The organism is Staphylococcus sp. HMSC056G08 (assembly GCF_001812305.1).
In the GTDB taxonomy this organism is placed as follows: domain Bacteria; phylum Bacillota; class Bacilli; order Staphylococcales; family Staphylococcaceae; genus Staphylococcus; species Staphylococcus simulans.
Window position 1 is genome coordinate 1 of record NZ_KV808450.1, and the last position, 21,514, is coordinate 21,514.

At 36.6% G+C, this 21,514-nt stretch carries 14 protein-coding genes; 12 read left to right on the plus strand and 2 right to left on the minus strand.

What is annotated here, in order from left to right:
* From HMPREF2846_RS03890 to HMPREF2846_RS03915, 6 genes are all read left to right on the plus strand, one after another.
* The coding region (locus HMPREF2846_RS03890) for an LPXTG cell wall anchor domain-containing protein (RefSeq protein ID WP_141751860.1) at window positions 1–1,478 on the plus strand (1,478 nt) is incomplete at its 5' end.
* A 244-nt stretch (window positions 1,479–1,722) separates the two neighbouring features.
* Entirely contained in the window at window positions 1,723–2,109 is a 387-nt protein-coding gene (ygs, locus tag HMPREF2846_RS03895) for a S1 domain-containing post-transcriptional regulator Ygs (protein ID WP_002481862.1), read from the plus strand.
* A gap of 153 nt (window positions 2,110–2,262) precedes the next feature.
* Complete coding sequence (locus HMPREF2846_RS03900; protein WP_057510783.1) at window positions 2,263–3,390, plus strand: NADH-dependent flavin oxidoreductase; 1,128 nt, start codon at window positions 2,263–2,265, stop codon at window positions 3,388–3,390.
* Window positions 3,391–3,652: 262 nt separating this feature from the next.
* Complete coding sequence (gene pruA / locus HMPREF2846_RS03905) at window positions 3,653–5,197, plus strand: L-glutamate gamma-semialdehyde dehydrogenase (protein WP_002481864.1); 1,545 nt, start codon at window positions 3,653–3,655, stop codon at window positions 5,195–5,197.
* A gap of 190 nt (window positions 5,198–5,387) precedes the next feature.
* Window positions 5,388–6,578 (plus strand): ornithine--oxo-acid transaminase, encoded by a 1,191-nt coding sequence (locus HMPREF2846_RS03910; protein WP_070625793.1) that lies wholly within the window; start codon window positions 5,388–5,390, stop codon window positions 6,576–6,578.
* A 109-nt stretch (window positions 6,579–6,687) separates the two neighbouring features.
* Window positions 6,688–7,932 carry a Glu/Leu/Phe/Val family dehydrogenase gene (locus HMPREF2846_RS03915; protein WP_002481866.1) on the plus strand — a complete coding sequence of 415 codons (1,245 nt, stop codon included), beginning with the start codon at window positions 6,688–6,690 and terminating at the stop codon, window positions 7,930–7,932.
* A 131-nt stretch (window positions 7,933–8,063) separates the two neighbouring features.
* Here HMPREF2846_RS03915 and argH read toward each other — a convergent pair whose 3' ends face one another.
* Entirely contained in the window at window positions 8,064–9,437 is a 1,374-nt protein-coding gene (gene argH, locus HMPREF2846_RS03920) for an argininosuccinate lyase (protein ID WP_070625795.1), read from the minus strand.
* Entirely contained in the window at window positions 9,430–10,632 is a 1,203-nt protein-coding gene (locus tag HMPREF2846_RS03925; protein ID WP_070625798.1) for an argininosuccinate synthase, read from the minus strand. The genes argH and HMPREF2846_RS03925 overlap by 8 nt, the downstream gene beginning before the upstream one ends.
* 333 nt (window positions 10,633–10,965) lie before the next feature.
* Between HMPREF2846_RS03925 and HMPREF2846_RS03930 the strand changes: the two genes are divergently transcribed.
* The 6 genes from HMPREF2846_RS03930 (at window position 10,966) to addA (ending at window position 21,376) form a co-directional block, all read left to right on the plus strand.
* Window positions 10,966–12,297: a glucose-6-phosphate isomerase gene (locus tag HMPREF2846_RS03930; RefSeq protein WP_070625800.1), complete on the plus strand. Its 1,332-nt coding sequence runs from the start codon at window positions 10,966–10,968 to the stop codon at window positions 12,295–12,297.
* Between the two features lie 127 nt (window positions 12,298–12,424).
* Window positions 12,425–12,988, plus strand: a complete 564-nt coding sequence (locus HMPREF2846_RS03935; protein WP_002481870.1) for a TVP38/TMEM64 family protein — start codon at window positions 12,425–12,427, stop codon at window positions 12,986–12,988.
* Between the two features lie 15 nt (window positions 12,989–13,003).
* Window positions 13,004–13,528, plus strand: a complete 525-nt coding sequence (lepB, locus tag HMPREF2846_RS03940) for a signal peptidase I (RefSeq protein WP_070625802.1) — start codon at window positions 13,004–13,006, stop codon at window positions 13,526–13,528.
* 16 nt (window positions 13,529–13,544) lie between these two features.
* Window positions 13,545–14,111 (plus strand): signal peptidase I, encoded by a 567-nt coding sequence (gene lepB, locus HMPREF2846_RS03945; RefSeq protein WP_070625804.1) that lies wholly within the window; start codon window positions 13,545–13,547, stop codon window positions 14,109–14,111.
* A 138-nt stretch (window positions 14,112–14,249) separates the two neighbouring features.
* The gene (gene addB / locus HMPREF2846_RS03950; protein WP_083309967.1) at window positions 14,250–17,720 is read left to right on the plus strand and encodes a helicase-exonuclease AddAB subunit AddB; all 3,471 of its coding nucleotides are present in this window, start codon (window positions 14,250–14,252) and stop codon (window positions 17,718–17,720) included.
* Complete coding sequence (gene addA, locus HMPREF2846_RS03955) at window positions 17,717–21,376, plus strand: helicase-exonuclease AddAB subunit AddA (RefSeq protein WP_070625806.1); 3,660 nt, start codon at window positions 17,717–17,719, stop codon at window positions 21,374–21,376. The genes addB and addA overlap by 4 nt, the downstream gene beginning before the upstream one ends.
* Window positions 21,377–21,514 lie beyond the last annotated feature (138 nt).

Below are 21,514 nucleotides of genomic sequence, written 5' to 3' on the forward strand. Positions count from 1 at the left end.
AAGTCGACAAAGCTCAAGCTGATTTAGCAAAAGCCCTTGAAAATAAAGCAGCTCAAGACAAAGCTGATCAAGAAAAAGTACAAGCGTTCAACAAAGCACTTGAAGCATTGAAAGCACGACTTGCAAGCTCAAGAACAGTGGTTAAAGATAACTTCACACCAAACAGTGTTGCTCCATTCGAAGAAGCACAAGCAGTGGCACAAGGTATCGTAAATAACCCAGAATCTGTAACAGTAGAACAAGTTGTCAAAGCAACTGAAGTCTTGAAGTCAACACAATCAAGCTTAGTAACCAAAGCAGATAAATCGGAACTTGAAAAAGTGATTAAAACTGCTGAAGGTTTAGACTTGAACGTGACTGATAAAGAAGACAAAGCTGTAAAAGATGCATTAGATACTGCAGTAACTGTTCAAAAAGATCAAAACGCAACGCAAGAGTCTGTAAATAAAGCAACTTCTGAGTTAGAAAAAGCAATCGAAAATAAAGTGGCTCAAGATAAAGTCGATGCCTTCAACAAAGCTTTAGAAGCGTTGAAAGTACAACTTGCAAGCTCAAGAACAGTGATTAAAGATAACTTCACACCAAACAGTGTTGTTCCATTCGAAGAAGCACAAGCAGTGGCACAAGGTATCGTAAATAACCCAGAATCTGTAACAGTAGAACAAGTTGTCAAAGCAACAGAAGTCTTGAAATCAACACAATCAAGCTTAGTAACTAAAGCAGATAAATCAGAACTTGAAAAAGTGATTAAAACTGCTGAAGGTTTAGACTTAAACGTGACTGATAAAGAAGACAATGCTGTAAAAGACGCATTAGATACAGCAGTGACTGTTGAAGCAGATCAAAATGCGACTCAAGAATCTGTGGACAAAGCACAATCTGATTTAGAAAAAGCACTTGAAACTAAAGCGGCTCAAGATAAAGCAGATGCAGTTGCGAAAGCCAAAGCAGACGCTTTAGCTGAACTTGAAAAAGCATTAGATAAAACTGAAACAATTGATAAATCTAAATACACTCCAGAATCTGTTGACAAATTAGATCAAGCAGTTGTAGATGGAAAAGTCATTGTTGAAAAAGCAGATAATGTTTCTGTTCAAGATATTAAAGAAGCAACTAAAGCTGTTGAAACTGCATTGAATGGTCTAGAAAAAGTTAAAGCTCCTGCGAAAGAAACAGGAAAAACAACTGAATCTACACCAGGTACAGCTAAATCTGATACAAAATCTGATGTGAAAGCACAAGATAAACAAACATCTAAAGCTACAAAAGCTACAAAAGGTACAAAAGCTGAAAAAGCTGGAGCAACTAAAGCTAAAGCTGAAAATGCAGGCAAAAATAAAGCAAAAGCATTACCAGAAACAGGTCAAGATGTTTCATCTATCGACCCACAATATGCTTCATTAATGTTTGCGATTGGTGGTTTAATGATGTTCTTCAGAAAACGTAAAAATGAAGACAAAGATAACACTGAAAAATAATCCGTTCTTTCAAAAGAATGATTAAGTAAGTGTGCACCTCTGCGATCGATTTGATATCGAAAGCAGGGGTGCTTTTGTGTTTTTATTGGAATTTTAAGGTAGAGATTTATCTTATTTATTTCAGTGAAATTTGCGCTATAAATCAAAAAATTCGAAAATATCATACCGTTACGGTTAGTGAGCCTCTTTAATTTATGCTATGATGTTATTGTTAGAAATAATACGAAATTAAGGGGTTATTAAGTTGAATAATCACTATAAATCAGGACAACACGTAAAAGTTAAAGTGACTGGTATTCAACCTTATGGCGCATTTGTAGAAACCCCTGACAACACGGAAGGACTCATTCATATATCAGAAATCATGAATGATTATGTCCATAATTTAAATAGGTTCTTATCTGAAGGACAAATTGTCAAAGCCAAGATACTGTCTATAGATGAAGAAGGTAAACTCAATTTGTCATTAAAAGATAATGACTACTTTAAAAATTATGAACGTAAGAAAGAGAAAAAATCTGTTTTGGATGAGATCAAAGAAAACGAAAAATACGGGTTTCAAACATTAGAAGAACGTTTACCGGTTTGGATTGCGCAGTCTAAGAGAATGATTAGAGAAAATAAACTCTAATCTCATATGAAGGTCAATATACGACATGATAAGCATGTGGTATATTGGCCTTTTATTTATTTTGTCTTCAAAATGATTTGAGCGATTCTTTTTTAATTTATTTATCGGTGCTTTAAAATGAATACACAAAAATAAATTAGGAGGCACGTATAAATGGATAAGAAATATGAACCATTGTTTGAATCATATACTCTGCCAAATGGAGTAGAGATTAGAAATCGTTTTGTGCTTGCACCATTGACACACGTATCATCTAATGAAGATGGTACCATCTCAGAAGATGAGCTGAAACATATGGAGTTACGTTCTAAAGATGTAGGAATCAGTGTCAGTGCTGCGAGTAATGTGACAGACATTGGTAAAGGTTTCCCAGGTCAGCCTTCAGTGGCGCATGACTCAGATATTGAAGGATTAAAACAATTAGCTGAAGTCATGAAGAAAAATGGCGCAAAAGCACTTGTACAAATTCATCATGCTGGTGCGCAATCTCTACCTAACTTAACACCAGAAGGAGATGTTGTAGCGCCAAGTCCGATTTCATTGAAGAGTTTCGGCCAACAAGAAGAACATCATGCGCGTGAAATTACACCTGATGAAATAGAAGAAACAATCAAAGCTTTCGGTGAAGCGACACGCCGTGTTATTGAAGCAGGCTTTGATGGTGTAGAAATTCATGGTGCGAACCATTATTTAATTCACCAATTCGTTTCACGCCACTACAATCGTCGTCAAGATGAGTGGAGCAAGCCTTATAAATATCCGCTTGCTGTGGTAGATGAAGTGCTGAACACAGTTCGTAAATTCGCAGATAAAGACTTTATTGTCGGCTACCGCTTCTCACCAGAAGATCCAGAAGAAGACGGCATTAAAATGGAACAAACTAAAGAATTATTAGGTTACTTATCTAGCAAACCACTAGATTATCTTCATGCTTCACTGATGGACATCCACTCTAAAACTAGAGAGGGCAAATATGAAGGTAAAACGCGTATTGAGCTCATTCGTGAGTGGATTGACGATAAAATCCCATTAGTAGGTATCGGTTCAATCTTTAACGCTGATGAGGCCCTAGACGCTTTAAATACAGGTGTACAATTCATTGCGCTAGGTCGAGAAATCTTGTTAGATGCTGAATTCATTGAGAAGATTAAAGAAGGTCGTACAGAAGATATTATTTCTTACTTTGATCCGACTCGTGAAGATAATCATAATTTACCACCAAACTTATGGAAACAATTTGATAATGGTTTCTATCCATTACCAGAAAAAGGTGAACATTAATTCATTGGTAAGTGAAATGAAATCATATTATATGGAAGTTTAAGATTTATATATAAGACTGCACGTATTAATCGTGTGGTCTTTTTTAATTTTTGTGTAGAATCTTCTTTTTCCTGTCGTGACAGTCTTGTGCAATCACACTATTTTAAATTTTCGTAATTTTAAGCATTTTTCCTTTTACATCATAGGAGTTTTATGTAATCATTAGAAATGTAAGGGCTTTCTTATACCATTTTTAATATTAAACAAAGGGGGATTAAAAATGATTCCGTACAAACATGAACCATTTACAGATTTCCAAAAAGCAGAGAACAGAGAGGCTTATGAAAAAGCGCTCAAAAAAGTCGAAGAAGACTTAGGTAAAGAGTATCCGCTCATTATTAATGGTGAACGTATCTATACAGACGATAAAGTAAGATCATTCAACCCGTCGAATAGAGAAGAGACAATCGGTTATGTCTCTAAGGCGAATAAAGAATTAGCGGAAAAAGCATTAGAAGCGGCGAAAGAAGCGTTTAAAACATGGCGTACTGTAGCTCCTGAAGTTAGGGCAGATATTTTATTCAGAGCTGCTGCGATTACACGTCGTCGTAAACACGAATTTTCAGCATTGCTTACAAAAGAAGGCGGTAAGCCATGGAAAGAAGCAGATGCTGATACTGCAGAAGCGATTGACTTCATGGAATACTATGGACGTCAAATGTTAGAACTGAAAGACGGTAAACCTGTCAACTCTCGTCCAGGAGAATACAACCAATTTGATTATTTACCAATCGGGGTTTCTGTCGTTATCTCTCCTTGGAACTTTGCGTATGCGATTATGGCAGGTACAACAGTAGCACCTGTAGTAACAGGTAATACGGTATTATTAAAACCATCATCAAACACACCGGTTATTTCATACAAATTTATGGAAGTATTAGAAGAAGCAGGACTTCCAAAAGGGGTAGTAAACTGGATTCCTGGCGATTCTAGTGATATCGGTGACTTCTTAGTAGAAAATAAAGATGTCGGTTTAATTTCATTCACAGGTTCTAAAAATGTCGGTACAAGCATTATGCAGAAAGCATCTAAAATCCAAGAAGGTCAAAACCACTTGAAACGTGTCATTGCAGAAATGGGCGGTAAAGACACAATTGTGGTTGATAGTGAAGCGGATTTAGATGTTGCGACTGATGCGATTGTTTACTCAGCATTCGGTTTCTCTGGACAAAAATGTTCAGCTTGTTCACGTGTTATCGCAGTAGAAGATATTTACGATGACTTATTAGAACGTGTTCAAAAAGCAACTGAAGCTTTAACAGTCGGTGATGCTTCAGACTACAATAACTTTATGGGACCTGTTATTGATGAGAAAGCATTGAAGAAAATTAAAAGTTACTTGAAAGTCGGCGAAGATGAAGGTCGTTTAGTAACTGGCGGTAAAGTAGACGATGAAGTCGGAAACTTTGTATATCCGACAGTATTTGCGGACTTAGCTTATGACAGCCGTGTGATGCAAGAAGAAATCTTCGGACCTGTTGTTGGTTTCAGTAAAGCGAAAGACTTCGATCAAGCGATTGAATATGCGAACGCTACTGAATACGGTTTAACAGGTGCAGTTATTTCTAATAACCGCTTCAAACTCGAACAAGCACGTCGCGACTTCATGGTCGGCAACCTTTACTTCAACCGTGGTTGTACAGGTGCAGTTGTCGGTTACCAACCATTCGGCGGCTTCAAAATGTCAGGTACAGACTCTAAAGCAGGTGGCCCAGACTATCTAGTGCTTCACCTACAAGGTCGTACAGTATCTGAACACCTATAAAATATAACAATATAAACAACTTGAAAGAAGATTGAAGTAAGCAACACAAATCACATTATAGCTCTAGTCGCATTATGCGGTATCTATAATGTGATTTTTTTCAAAAATATTTTAAAGTGTGGAAACTATACAATGGAGTGACATTCTATAAGAAAAATAAAAACAAAGGGATATAGAGGAGGAATCATTTATGACAAGAACAGAAGATATTATCAAAAAAACAGAACACTATGGGGCGCGCAACTATACGCCACTTCCAATTGTCATTTCTGAGGCAGACGGTATTTGGGTAACAGATCCTGAAGGCAATAAATACATGGACATGTTAGCGGCTTATTCAGCAGTTAACCAAGGCCACCGTCATCCTAAAATTATTCAAGCACTAAAAGATCAAGCGGATAAAGTGACACTCGTTTCTCGTGCGTTCAACAGTGATAATTTAGGGGACTGGTACGAGAAAGTCAGTGAATTAACAGGCAAAGAAAAAATCTTACCAATGAATACAGGTGCAGAAGCAGTTGAAACAGCGGTTAAAGCTGCACGTCGTTGGTCTTATGAAGTTAAAGGTATTGATCCAGATAAAGCTGAGATTATTGCGTTTAACGGCAACTTCCATGGACGTACAATGGCGCCGGTATCATTGTCTTCTGAAGCGGAATATCAACGCGGTTATGGTCCTTTACTAGAGGGATTCAAAAAAGTAGATTTCGGAGATGTCGATGCATTAAAAGCAGCTATTAACGAAAATACAGCTGCGATTTTAGTAGAGCCGATTCAGGGTGAAGCGGGTATTAATGTACCACCTGAAGATTATATGAAAGCGATTCGTGAACTTGCGGATGAGCGCAATGTCTTATTTATCGCAGATGAAATCCAATCTGGCTTAGGTCGTTCAGGTAAAATGTTTGCGACAGACTGGGACGATGTAAAACCAGATGTGTACATTTTAGGTAAAGCACTTGGCGGTGGGGTACTGCCAATTTCAGCTGTAGCAGCTGATCATGAAGTGTTAGATGTCTTCACACCAGGTTCACATGGTTCTACATTCGGTGGTAATCCATTAGCTGCAGCAGTTTCTATTGCGGCATTAGATGTGTTAGTAGATGAAAAGCTCGCAGAACGTTCAAGAGAACTCGGTGATTATTTCCAAGAAGAATTAAGAAAGATTGATCACCCAGCTATTAAAGAGGTACGTGGTCGTGGTTTATTCATCGGTTTAGAACTGAAAGAGAATGCGAGACCATATGCTGAAGCATTAAAAGAACAAGGATTATTGTGCAAAGAAACACACGAAACGGTGATTCGATTTGCGCCGCCATTGATTATTTCTAAGGAAGAAATTGATGACGCATTAGAGAGAATTAAGAAGGTTTTCAGCTGAGTTCAAAAAGTTGTAACAAAAGGAATGAAAACCCTTTAAAAAGGTAGCGCTTATGTTACAATACAAATGAAAGCGAAATCATTGTTAGGAAAAAGAGGCGAGAAGGATTATGACTGAGAACAATAATTTAGTGGCATCGACACAACAAATTATCAAAGAAGCTTTGCATAAATTAGGTTTTGATGACGGTATGTATGATTTAGTGAAAGAACCTTTAAGATTTTTAGAAGTTCGTATTCCAGTAAGAATGGATGACGGTACTGTTAAAACTTTCACTGGCTATCGTGCACAACATAATGATGCAGTCGGACCTACTAAAGGTGGCGTTCGTTTCCATCCGAACGTTAACGTAGATGAAGTAAAAGCATTATCAATGTGGATGACAATGAAGTGCGGTATTGTCGACTTACCATACGGCGGCGGTAAAGGCGGTATCATCTGTGACCCACGTGAAATGAGTATTCATGAAGTAGAACGATTATCTCGTGGTTATGTACGTGCAATTTCACAAATTGTTGGACCTTCTAAAGATATTCCAGCACCAGACGTAATGACAAACTCACAAATCATGGCTTGGATGATGGATGAGTATAGTGCATTAGATAAATTCAACTCACCTGGATTTATCACTGGTAAACCGATTGTGCTTGGCGGTTCTGAAGGACGCGACCGTTCAACAGCATTAGGGGTAGTTATTGCGATTGAACAAGCGGCTAAAATTAAAAACCTTGATTTAAATGGAGCAAGAATTGTAATTCAAGGTTTCGGTAACGCAGGCAGCTTCTTAGCGAAATTCTTATTTGATAAAGGCGCTAAGATTGTCGGTATCTCAGATGCATACGGTGCATTATCTGATCCAGAAGGTTTAGATATCGATTACCTATTAGACCGTAGAGACAGCTTTGGTACAGTAACAAACTTATTTGAAGAAACAATTTCTAACAAAGAACTCTTTGAATTAGATTGCGACATCTTAATTCCAGCTGCAATTGAAAACCAAATTACAAAAGATAACGCACCAAACATCAAAGCGGATATCTTAGTAGAAGCAGCAAACGGACCTACAACTTTAGAAGCAACACGTATCTTACACGAACGCGGTATCTTATTAGTACCAGACGTACTTGCGAGTGCCGGCGGTGTAACTGTGTCTTACTTCGAGTGGGTTCAAAATAACCAAGGTTACTACTGGACAGAAGATGAAGTAAACGAAAAAATGCGTGATAAATTAATCACAGCATTCAATGATATTTATGAATTAGCACAAAACCGTAAAATTGACATGCGTTTAGCAGCATACATTATCGGTATTAAACGTACTGCAGAAGCAGCACGCTATCGTGGTTGGGCTTAAATTTATAGCTCATAACGAAATTAAGACCTTATCAGTGAAAACTGGTAGGGTCTTTTTTTACTTTTAATTTTATAAATCATAACGAATAAAAAAACCATTACCTGATAACGCTCGGGTAATGGTTTTTCGTATTATAATAAAGCTTTTGCGACTTCAATTTGATGACGTACGGATTCTTGTCCTGTTGAACCGTAACTTTTTCTACGTTTCAAACAATTTTCAGGTTTTAAATAACTATAGATTGTTTCATCAATAGTAGGTGAGAATTCTTGATATTTTTCAAGTGGCACATCGAGTAAATAACAATCGTGTTGAATACACCAATAAACAATTTGTCCTACAATCGCATGTGCTTCTCGGAATGGAATATCTTTTTCCACTAAATAATCTGCAAGTTCTGTTGCGTTTGAGAAGTCTTTGTGTACGGTTTCGTTTAAACGGTCTGTATTCACAGTCAAAGTAGCGAGCATCCCTTCAAAGATACGTAATGAGCCTGTGACTGTATGCACCGCATCAAATAAACCTTCTTTATCTTCTTGCATATCTTTATTGTAAGCTAATGGTAAACCTTTTAATGTCATCAGCATGCTGACTAAATGGCCAGTAGTACGGCCAGTTTTACCACGAATCAATTCTGCCATATCTGGATTCTTTTTCTGCGGCATGATAGATGAACCTGTTGAAAATGCATCAGATAAAGTGATGAATTTTGCTTCATCTGTTGACCAGAAAATAATTTCTTCAGAGAAACGAGATAAATGAATCATGACAAGCGAAATCGCATTGAGTGTTTCGACAATATAATCACGGTCACTTACAGCGTCTAAACTATTTTCATAAAGTGATGCGAAATCTAAAAGTTCTTGTGTTTTCTGACGATCAATCGGATGCGTTGTACCGCTTAAAGCAGCAGCACCTAATGGATTGATATCGATACGTTTTAAAGCATCGTTAAAGCGGGCTTTATCACGTTCAAGCATCCAGAAATAAGTCATGACATGATGTGCAAAAGAAATTGGCTGTGCACGTTGTAAGTGCGTATAACCTGGCATAATCGTATTGACGTGTTTATCTGCAAGTGAAACAATCGTCTCTTGTAAAGAATGAATCAATTCAATGATTTCTTTGACTGCTTTCTTTGTATAGAGATGCATGTCTGTTGCGACTTGATCATTACGGCTGCGGCCAGTGTGCAACTTACCGCCGACAGAGCCGATACGTTCGATTAATTCATGTTCGATGTTTAAGTGAATATCTTCTAAAGCTTCTGTAAATTCAACTTTACCATCGTGGTAATCTTGTTGGATGTCCTGGAGTCCCTTAATAATGGTGTCGCTTTCTTCAGAAGTAAGGATGCCTTGTTGTGCAAGCATCGTCGCATGTGCAATACTTCCTTGAATATCTTCATCTATTAATAGGTGGTCAAAGTGAATAGAAGCATTAAAAGCATCTACCCACGCTTCAGGTTCTGCTTGGAAGCGACCGCCCCAGGCTTTTTTACTCATGTGAATAACCCCCATGCAACATAGAATTGACTTCAGTCGGCAAGCCGTAAATTTCAATGAATCCTACTGCTGCTTCTTGGTTGAAGGCATCTTCTTTTGTATATGTCGCAAGTTCTTTGTTGTATAGAGAATATGGAGATTTTCTGCCATTTACAACCGCATTACCTTTAAATAATTTCACACGTACTTCACCGCTGACATGTTCTTGAGTTGAATCAATAAATGTTTTTAATGAATCAGTTAAAGGTGAGAACCATAAACCATTGTAGGTTTGTTCTGCGAATTGTTTTTCAATCACAGGTTTGAAGTGTGCCACATCTTTTGTCAATGTGATAGTTTCTAAAGCTTTATGTGCTTTCAGAATGACTTCAGCGCCTGGTGTTTCGTAGACTTCACGTGATTTAATACCGACTAATCTGTTTTCAACATGGTCAATACGGCCGATACCATGTTTGCCTGCTAAGTCGTTTAAATAAAGAATTAAATCATCTAATGGATATGCTTTTCCATCGACTTCTACTGGAATTCCTTTTTCAAACTTCAAAACGATTTCATCAGGTGTATCTGGTGTATCTTCGATTTCTCGAGTTAAATCAAATGCATCTGCAGGCGGTGCTGCGTAAGGATCTTCTAAAATACCACATTCGTTGGCACGGCCCCATAAGTTTTGGTCGATAGAGTAAGGAGAGTCATGGTTGATTGGTACTGGAATGTTATTTTTGATTGCGTAATCAATTTCTTCCTCACGACTCCAACCCCATGAACGTACCGGTGCAAATACTTTCAATTTAGGGTTCAACGCTTTGATGGCTACTTCAAAACGTACTTGGTCGTTACCTTTACCAGTACAGCCATGTGCAATACCTACTGCATCTGTTTTTTCAGCAATTTCAACTAATTTTTTAGAGATTAATGGGCGAGATAATGCTGAAACAACTGGGTATGTGTTTTCATACATTAAATTACCTTTAATTGCATAAGCAACATAGTCATCGCTGAATTCTTTAGTCGCATCAATGATATAGCATTCTACTGCGCCCATATCTAATGCTTTTTGATAAACTTGATCTAAATCTTTTCCTTCGCCGACGTCTAAACAACAAGCAACTACATCGTAACCTTTATCGATCAGCCACTTTACTGCCACACTAGTATCTAATCCGCCTGAATAGGCTAATACGATTTTATCCTTCATAATCTTTACACCTCGTTAGAATAGTTTGAATTTTTTAACATGTTATTATCATAGCAGATTGAAGATGAGAAATAAACCATTATTTTACATAAATATACAAAAAGATGAAATCTCACTCATTTATACCCTATGACAGCAAGGCTTGTTCTAAATGTATGCAAAATTCATAAAAACTATAGAATGTACAACGCTTTATTTCCTAGAAAAATAGTAAAAAATGACGATTTTTTCACAATTAAGACGAGTCCTTCAATTTCATAGACAGTTTTATTGATTGTATTATCAGAAATTTAGTAAAATATGAGTGAAATCAAAAAGCAGGAGGCAGTTCAAATGACACATATTGAGCTAGACTATAGTAAAGCTTTAAAATTCGTTGACGAACACGAATTAACACAACAACAAGAAATCTTAAAAACAATTCATCGTGTTATTCACGAAGGTACAGGCGCAGGCAACGACTTTTTAGGCTGGTTAGATTTACCAGTAGATTATGACAAAGAAGAATTCTCTCGTATCTTAGAAGCAGCTAAACGCATCAAAGAACATTCTGATGTATTAGTTGTGATCGGTATCGGTGGTTCTTATTTAGGTGCGCGTGCTGCGATTGAAATGTTAAGTTCAGCATTCAGAACAAGTGATGAATATCCTGAAATCGTATTTGCGGGTAACCACTTATCATCAACTTACTTACATGATTTAATTGAATATCTTGACGGTAAAGATTATTCAGTCAACGTTATTTCTAAATCAGGTACAACAACTGAACCGGCTGTTGCTTTCAGACTCTTTAAACAGTTATTAGAAGATAAATATGGTAAAGAAGAAGCAAAATCACGTATCTTTGCGACTACAGATAAAGAAAAAGGTGCTTTAAAACAATTAGCAACAAATGAAGGTTACGAAACATTCGTAGTGCCTGATGATGTAGGCGGCCGTTATTCAGTATTAACAGCAGTAGGTTTATTACCAATTGCAGCTGCAGGCATTGATATCCAAGCGATGATGGATGGTGCTGCTAAAGCGCGTGAAGAATTGAAATCAGATGACTTATCTGAAAACATCGCATACCAATATGCGACATTACGTAATATTTTATACGCTAAAGGTTATACAACTGAAATGTTGATCAACTATGAACCATCATTACAATACTTCAATGAATGGTGGAAACAATTATACGGCGAATCTGAAGGTAAAGACTTCAAAGGTATCTATCCTTCAAGTGCTAACTACACAACTGACTTGCATTCATTAGGACAATACGTACAAGAAGGCCGTCGTTTCTTATTCGAAACAGTGGTTAAAGTTGAAAATCCTAAATTCGATATTACAATCGAAGAAGATGCAGATGATTTAGATGGCTTGAACTACCTTGCTGGTAAAACAATTGATGAAGTAAATACAAAAGCGTTTGAAGGGACATTACTTGCGCACACAGACGGCGAAGTACCAAACTTAGTGGTTAAAGTGCCAAGCATTGATCCAGAAACATTCGGTTATTTAGTATACTTCTTCGAATTAGCTTGTGCGATGAGCGGTTACCAATTAGGTGTTAACCCATTCAACCAACCAGGTGTAGAAGCATATAAACAAAATATGTTCGCATTACTTGGTAAACCAGGTTACGAAGATAAAAAACAAGAATTAGAAGAACGTTTATAATTCTGAAATAAATATAAGACTCTCATATTGCTGACTAGTAATATGGGAGTTCTTTTTTTAGTTTCAAAATACACCTGTTCCCTATATAATAGTAGTAATCGAAGATGAATGAGAGACAGGTGGAGTTATGTCAGCACATCAAATTGAACAGTGGATGCGAGCAATGGGGGACTATGGGGATATACTTGGGTTTTTATTACCGTTTTTAGAATCATTTATTCCTATTTTACCAATGTTCGTATTTGTGTTTGTTAATGTAGATACATTCGGATTATTTTTAGGAATTATAATCTCATGGCTGGGCACATTTTTAGGGAGTTTCGTTGTTTTTTTAATCATACGTTATTTTGCGAACACTAAATTCATGGATAAAGTCAAAGAACGAAAAGAAGTTCAAAAGTTTTTGGGGTTTGTGAATCATCAAGGTGTGACACCTATTTTCATTTTATTGTGCTTTCCATTTACCCCAAGTTCTTTAATGAATGTGGTGGCTGGCTTGTCTCAAATGAAACGTCAGACTTTTTTCATTATATTAGCTGTTTCAAATTTGATTGCGATGGCCTTAACAGGTATTTTAGGCAGAGAAATGCATAGCATTTTAGAAAGCCCGATTCGTGTCGTGTTAGTGATTGTGATTTTAGCTGGACTTTGGATAATCAGCAGAAAGTTGGAGCGTCGTTTCATAAAATAACGAAGGAGATAAATAGTGAGAAAAATTGTAAAATATTTGCTTTCCTTGATAATTGCGATTATTATTGTAATGTTGATTCAAGCTTTTATCTTAATCGGTGCAGTGGTACATTCTAATCAGATGTCACCTGCATTGCATCAGGATGATCGTATTTTGGTCAGTAAAGTACAAACCACTTTCAACCAAATACATAATAGTGATATCATCATGTATCGTCATCAAGGACGTATCTACTTTGGACGAGTCATTGGGACACCTGGTGAGTCTGTCGAAATAAAAGCGGGTCAATTGTATCGAGATGACCAACAAGTACATGAAAGTTATCAGGTACAACATCCTACTCAAACCCTAGCATTACGCAATATTAAACATTCAGAAGGAGATATCTTAGCACCTAAACACTATTTAATATTGAATGATGATCGCTCTGATTTAAACGATTCGAGAAAATTCGGAACGATACATCAGCAAGATATTGTGGGGACTGTGTTTTTAAGATATTATCCATGGCGTGATTTTAAAATTTCATTTAATGAATAATTGAGGTGTTTTTACAGTGAAAAAAGAATTGAAAGAATGGATTATAGCCATAGCTATAGCATTGGTTTTAATCGCATTGATTTATAATTTTGTTGCTAAATCTTATACTGTACGCGGAGATTCTATGTTCCCGACGTTAAAAGACGGTGAAAAAGTTATCGTCAATGTGATTGGCTTTAAAATGGGCGGTCTTGATAAAGGTAACGTAATTGTCTTCCATGCAGATAAAAACAGCGACTATGTCAAACGTGTCATCGGAACACCTGGTGACAGTGTAGAATACAAACATGATGTATTGTATGTAAATGGTAAAAAAGTAAAAGAACCGTACTTAGATTATAATGAAAAACATAAAAGTTATGATGAAATCACAGGTACGCTTCAAGTTAAAAACTTGCCTAACTCAGATGGCACAAATAAAATTCCAAAAGGAAAATTATTAGTCCTTGGGGATAACCGTGAAGTGAGTAAAGATAGCCGTTCATTCGGTTTAATTAAAGAAGATCAAGTTGTCGGTAAAGTCAGCTTACGTTACTGGCCTTTAACGAAATTCAAAGTGAACTTCAATCCAGCAGAAAATTAAATGTTAAGATAGATTAGACGAAAAAGAGTTGATACTTTCATTCAAAAATAAGTATCAACTCTTTTTACATTCATAAGGGAAGAAGCACGAAACTATGAGAACATATGTGCTACAATAAATGACAAAGAGGTGAGAAAGGTGACTGAATTTAACGCATATATCGGTCGCGCGGGAACTGGAAAATCCCATGCGATGTTAGACGAAATCAAACAAAAAATGAAACAAGATCCTTTAGGTGATCCGATTATTATCATTGCGCCGACGCAAAGTACATTCCAAATTGAACAAGACTTTGTGAAAGATCCAGAGTTAAACGGGAGTTTACGTGCAGAAGTCCTTCACTTTGAACGACTCAGTCATAGAATCTTTCAAGAAATCGGTGGTCTGACAGAAGATTACGTTTCAAAAGGTGCTATGGAAATGATGGTCTTTGATATCTTGCAAGACCAACGTAAATCATTAAATTTATACCAATCGCAAGTTAAGTATTATGGTTTCAGTTCTAAATTGACAGAACAAATCCAAGACTTTAAAAAGTATGCGGTCACACCTGACCAATTAGATTTATTTATCGCTGAAAATCAGCTTCAACCGAGAACACAAGATAAGCTGCATGATATTGCGTTAGTTTATCATCATTTAGAAGAACGATTAAAAGGCAATTTTGTTTCTTCAGAAGATACACTTTATAAGTTTGTAGAATGTATGGAAAACTCTGAGTGGTTAAAACGTGCTGAGATATACATAGATGGTTTCCATAACTTCTCAACACTTGAGTATTTAATGATTGAAACATTAGTTAAACATGCCAAGTCTGTAAATGTTTTACTGACAACTGATGGCAATAAAGACCCATTTAGTTTATTTAGAAAGACATCATCTGTATTAACGCATTTAGAAGAGATTGCGAATCGATTAAATATTAACTTGAACCAACGTCTGTTTACAACACAATATCGCTTCGACAATTCAGATTTAAATCAATTAGAAACACAATTTGACGCACTTCAAGTTAATCCGCAACCAAACAACGGACACGTTAATATTTTAGAAGCTTCTAATGTACGTGAAGAAGTGAATGCGATTGCGCGAGATATTATTCGTAAAGCACGTGAAGAAAATATCCGCTTCCAAGACGTCGCTATTCTCTACCGTGATGAAGCCTACGCGCATTTAATGGAAAGTGTCATGCCTGAATACGATATTCCATTTAATATTGATACAAAAAAATCTATGACGCATCATCCAGTGATGGAGATGCTACGTTCACTCATTGAAGTTATCGAAACAAAATGGAGTTTTGAACCATTGATGCGCTTATTTAAAACACAAGTGCTGACACGTAAATACGAAGATAGCCGTTACCTTACAGATATCTTAGAAAACTTTGTCTTAGAAAGAGGTATTTATGGAAAGCGTTGGATAGATGACAGCTACTTCAAAATCGAACAATTTAATCAAATGGGCTTAAAGCGCCAACCGATGACAGAAGAAACAGAAGAAGTGTATCGTCGTGTCATTGATTTAAAAGATTTTGTGATGCATCATATTTTAAAATTTGAACAAGCTTTAAGTGAAGCACATACCGCAGTAGAATTTGCGGCTGCTTTCTATAAAGTATGCGAAGCCTTTAATTTACCGAGTCAATTAATGACTGAACGTGATGAGTTGGATTTAGCAGGCAAACATCAACAAGCTGAAGAACTTGATCAAGTTTGGAATGGTTTGATTCAAACATTAGATGATCTTGCGACAGTCTTTGGAGATACTGAAATGTCACAAAAACGCTTCTTAGAATTATTCGATGTCGGCTTAGAACAATTAGAATTTGTGATGATTCCACAAACTTTAGACCAAGTGTCTATCGGTACGATGGACTTAGCAAAAGTAGATAATAAAACGCATGTCTATATTGTGGGTATGAATGATGGCATTATGCCCCAAGCGATCTCTAATTCAAGCTTAATCAGTGATGAAGAGAAAAAATACTTCCAAGAAGAAACGCAATTAGAACTGAGTCCAACAGCAGATATCTTACAAATGGATGAAGCCTTTGTGTGCTATATTGCGATGACACGTGCAACTACTTATGTGACATTCTCATACAGCTTAATGGGCTTAAATAATGATGAAAAAGAAGCAAGTCCATTTATCCAAAGTATCAAAGATTTATATACGAATTTAGAGGTACAAAATATCGCCTTTATTGCACAACAAAATCCATTAACGTTAATGGAACACCCACATCAAACAAAAATCAATCTATTTGAAGCTCTTCAAAGTTGGTTGCATCATGAATTAACCGCAGAGTCTTGGTTAGATGCGTATCAAGCAATGATGCATCACGATAAACTGAAACAAGGTTTAAACTATCTGACATCTGCATTGACGTATGATAATAAAACCGTACAACTGAATGAAACACAAACAAAAGATTTGTATGGATCAACTATTAATGCTAGTGTATCGCGTTTTGAAGGTTACCAAAATTGTCCATTCAAACACTATGCTTCTCATGGTTTACGCTTGAACGAACGTACAAAATATAAACTAGAGAACTTTGATTTAGGAGATATCTTCCATGCAGTTTTAAAATATATTGCGGATAAAGTTCAAGGGGATTTCAAAAACCTGACAAATCAACAGATACGTCAATTAACAACAGAAGCTTTAGAACAAATATTGCCGACAGTGCAATACAATCTATTGAATTCTACTGCGCATTATCGTTATATGTCTCAACGTATCGGTGCGATTGTTCAATCTACATTGACTGCGTTGAAATACCAAGGCAGTTTCTCTAAATTCAGACCTCAAGCGTTTGAAAAATCATTTAGAAGAAAACCGAAAAATCCAGATCAGCTTCAAGCAGAAGCGTTATATACAACACAAGGCATACCGATTAATATCCGTGGCCAAATCGACCGTATTGACACGTATACGAACCAAGACCGCAGTTTTGTGAACATTATCGACTACAAGTCATCAGAAGGCAGTTCAGAGTTAGATTTAACTAAAGTGTATTATGGACTACAAATGCAGATGATGACGTATATGGATGTCGTGCTTCAAAATAAAGAAAGACTAAACTTAGCAGCACAAACTGAACCTGGCGGCTTACTTTATTTCCATGTCCATGAACCACGTGTTAAGTTCTCAAATTGGGCAGATATTGATGAAGAGAAACGTCAAAAAGAATTATTGAAATCCTTTAGATTAAGCGGTTTGGTCAACAATGATCCAGATGTGATTGAGGCAGAAGATTCACGCTTAGAACCTCAATTTACTTCTGATATTGTACCGTTGAATATGTTGAAAAGCGGCGCATTAGGTAAAAGCAATCCAGTCGCAGATACAGAAACAATTTATAAATTTATTGAACATAATAAACAGAACTTCACACAAATTGCGTCTGATATTATGGAGGGCCATACGGAGGTCGCTCCGATGAAATATGACCAAAAATTACCGTGTCGTTTTTGTAATTATCGTTCCGTGTGTCATGTGGACGGCATGATTGACAGTAAACGTTATCGTACAGTAGATGAAACGATTAACCCGATAGAATTATTGAAAGTAGCATCAGAAGAAGAGGAGGATGACGCATGATACCAGAAAAACCGAATGATGTGATTTGGACAGACGGCCAATGGAAAAGTATTTACGCGAAAGGCCAAGATACTTTAGTAGCAGCTGCAGCGGGTTCTGGTAAAACGGCTGTATTGGTTGAAAGAATTATTCAACGTATCTTACGTGATGAGGTTGATGTTGACCGTTTATTAGTTGTGACGTTTACCAATTTAAGTGCACGTGAGATGAAGCACCGCGTCGAACAACGTATCCAACAAGCATCTTTAGAAAATCCAAGTAATACACACTTGAAAAATCAACGCGTTAAAATTCATCAAGCTCAAATTTCGACGTTGCATAGTTTTTGTTTAAAACTTATCCAGCAACATTATGATGTGCTAGAAATTGATCCGAATTTCAGAACCAGCAGTGAGGCTGAAAACATCTTACTCTTAGAACAAACTATAGATGAAGTATTAGAACAATATTATGATGCGTTAGATCCAGCCTTTATTGATTTAACAGAACATTTATCTTCTGATAGAAGTGATGACAAGTTCAGAAAAATCATTAAGAATCTGTATTATTTCTCAGTTGCGAATCCACAACCGATGGCTTGGCTGTCATCATTAGTAGAACCTTATAACAATACTGACACTCAAGATGAGTACTTAGACTTATTGATTAATATTGCGAAAGTCTATATGTATACGGCACTTGAAAATTTAAATAAGAGTTACGACTTATACCATGAATTCGCAGGTGTTGAAAAACATTTAGAAGTGGTTGAAGGTGAGCGTGCGTTTTTAGCACGTGCTATGGAAGGAGATGTGTTAAACACTGAGTTAATCAGTGAACATCAATTGCCAAAGCGTTTTCCAAGTATTACCAAGAAGCTTAAAGAAGCGAATGAAGGCTTTGAAGACGGCCTAAAACTCGCGAAATCATATTATGATGACTATAAAGCAGCAGTTGAGAAAGTGAAAAAAGATTATTTCTCACGTTCAGCAGAAGATTTAAAAGCAGATATGCAGACGCTAGCACCTAGAGTAGCGGTATTAGCACAAATTACACAAGATGTGATTAAACAGTTCAGCCTCAAAAAGCGTAGTCGCAATATCTTAGATTTCTCTGACTATGAACACTTTGCGTTGCAAATTTTAATGGATGAAGCAGGGAATCCGACTGAAATTGCACGCCATTACCGTGACCGCTTCGACGAAATCTTAGTGGACGAGTATCAAGATACCAACCGCGTACAAGAACAGATTTTAAGTTGTTTGAAACGCGGCGACGAAACAAATGGTAATCTCTTCATGGTTGGTGACGTGAAACAATCGATTTATAAGTTCAGACAAGCGGATCCTAGTTTGTTTATTGAAAAATACAATCGTTTCAATATAGATGGCAGTTCTGGCATGCGCATTGATTTATCGCAAAACTTCCGTTCTAGACCTGAAGTATTATCTACAACCAACTATTTGTTTAAGCATATGATGGATGAAGCAGTCGGTGAGATTGTTTACGATGAAGCGGCACAATTGTATTTCGGTGCACCGTTTGATGATAGACCGCATCCATTACATTTAAATGTTTTAGTAGAAGAAGCAGAATCTGAACTTACAGGTGATGAACAAGAAGCGGAATATATTGCAGATCAAGTTGAAACCATTTTAAATCAACATGAAGTCTATGACATTAAGAACAAGACTTATCGTAAACCGACGTATAAAGATATTGTGATTTTAGAGCGTGGATATAGTCGTTCTCGTGCATTGCAGCAGGTGTTTAAAGACCGAGATATTCCGTTTCATGTAAATAGTAAAGAAGGGTACTTTGAACAAACTGAAGTCAGACTGGTCTTATCTTTCTTAAGAACGGTAGATAACCCGCTTCAAGACATCTATTTAGTCGGTCTGATGCGTTCTGTTATCTATCAATTTACAGAAGATGAACTCGCAAGTATTCGTATTGTCAGTCCGAATGATGATTATTTCTATCAATCGATTCAGCATTATATGCAGAGTGAAGAAGCGGATGTGCGCTTAGTTCAAAAACTTCAAGACTTCTTAGATGATTTAGCGTTTTATCAAGCGTTCAGTTTAAAACATCCAGTCTATCAATTGATTGACCGCTTCTACAATGATCGCTTTGTGATTCAATATTTCAGTGGTTTAATCGGCGGTAAAGGCAGACGTGCAAACCTTTATGGTTTATTCAATAAAGCTGTAGAATTCGAGAAATCCAGCTTCAGAGGACTCTTCCAGTTTATTCGATTTATTGATGAATTAATTGAAAGAGGTCAAGACTTCGGTGAAGAGAATGTCGTTGGTCCGAATGATGATGTGGTACGTATGATGACCATTCACTCTAGTAAAGGTTTAGAGTTCCCATTTGTGATTTATTCTGGATTAAGTAAACAGTTTAATAAACAGGATTTAAGTCAACCAGTGATTTTAAATCAAAAATACGGATTAGGTTTGACTTACTTTGATACTGAACTAGATATCACGTTCCCATCACTTGCCTCTGTGACACTTAAAGCCATTAATGAAAATGAAATTATTTCTGAAGAAATGCGTTTAATGTATGTAGCCTTAACAAGAGCCAAAGAGCAATTATTCTTAATTGGACGTGTGAAGAGCGAACAAGCATTAGATAAAATGGTTGGTACAGCGATTGCAGGAGATAAGTTGCCTGTTAGTTACCGTTTGAGTGCGAAAACGCCATTTGAACTGATTTATCCGATTTATGCGAAATATCAATCTCACAGCATTACTAATGATTTGAAGTTTGAACAAGATATTAATGATTTAGCATTACCGCTTCAACCTAAAGTAGAAATTCAAATCGATGATTATAGTGATATCAAACCAGATGAAACAGAAGAAGACAAAGAAGATTATCGTACGGTGGCAGATATTATTGATTATCAGTCTGGTCAACCAGAAGTAGAACGTCAAATTGAACAACAATTAGCGTTTGAATATCCATATCAAAAAGATATGGTCAAACCGACGAAACAATCTGTATCTGAATTGAAACGTCAGTTAGAAACAGAAGAAAGCGGCACAAGTTATGAACGTGTCCGCCAATACCGTTTAGGTGCTTCGACTTATGAACGTCCGCAATTTTTACGTCAACATCAAAAACGTAAAGCTAATGAAATCGGGACATTGATGCATACAGTGATGCAGCATTTACCGTTTAAAACTGAGCGTATGACTGAAGATGAATTAGATCAATATATTGATCATTTGATTGAGAAGAATATTATCGAAGATGATGCGAAACAAGACATTCGTATGAAAGAAGTTGTTAAATTCATCAATAGTGATCTTTATATGAAGATTGCGCAAAGTGATCAGATTATGCGCGAAGTACCTTTTGTGGTCAACCAAAGTAAAGTTGATCACGAAATGGATCAAAATGAAGATGTTTCTATTATCCAAGGGATGATTGACTTGATTTATCGACAAGATGATCAGTATTACTTTGTGGACTATAAAACTGACGCCTTTAACCAACGAAAAAGTGAAACAGATGAAGAAGTCGGCGAAAAATTAAAAGCGCGTTATAAAGTACAAATGTACTATTATCAAGCCGCACTTGAGACGATTTTAAACACGAAAGTCAAAGGTTCGCTGTATTTCTTCCAATACGGTGAATTAAGATTAGATGACACTTCGCATTAATTCCAAATGGACAGGGTAGAGATAATTAAGAGGATTAGACGTTTAGTTTGTATTTTCATATTATCACTCCCTATATTTGGAAGTGTTTATTAAATATTTGTTATTTTTCTGAAAATACAGTTATAATGTAAATTAAGA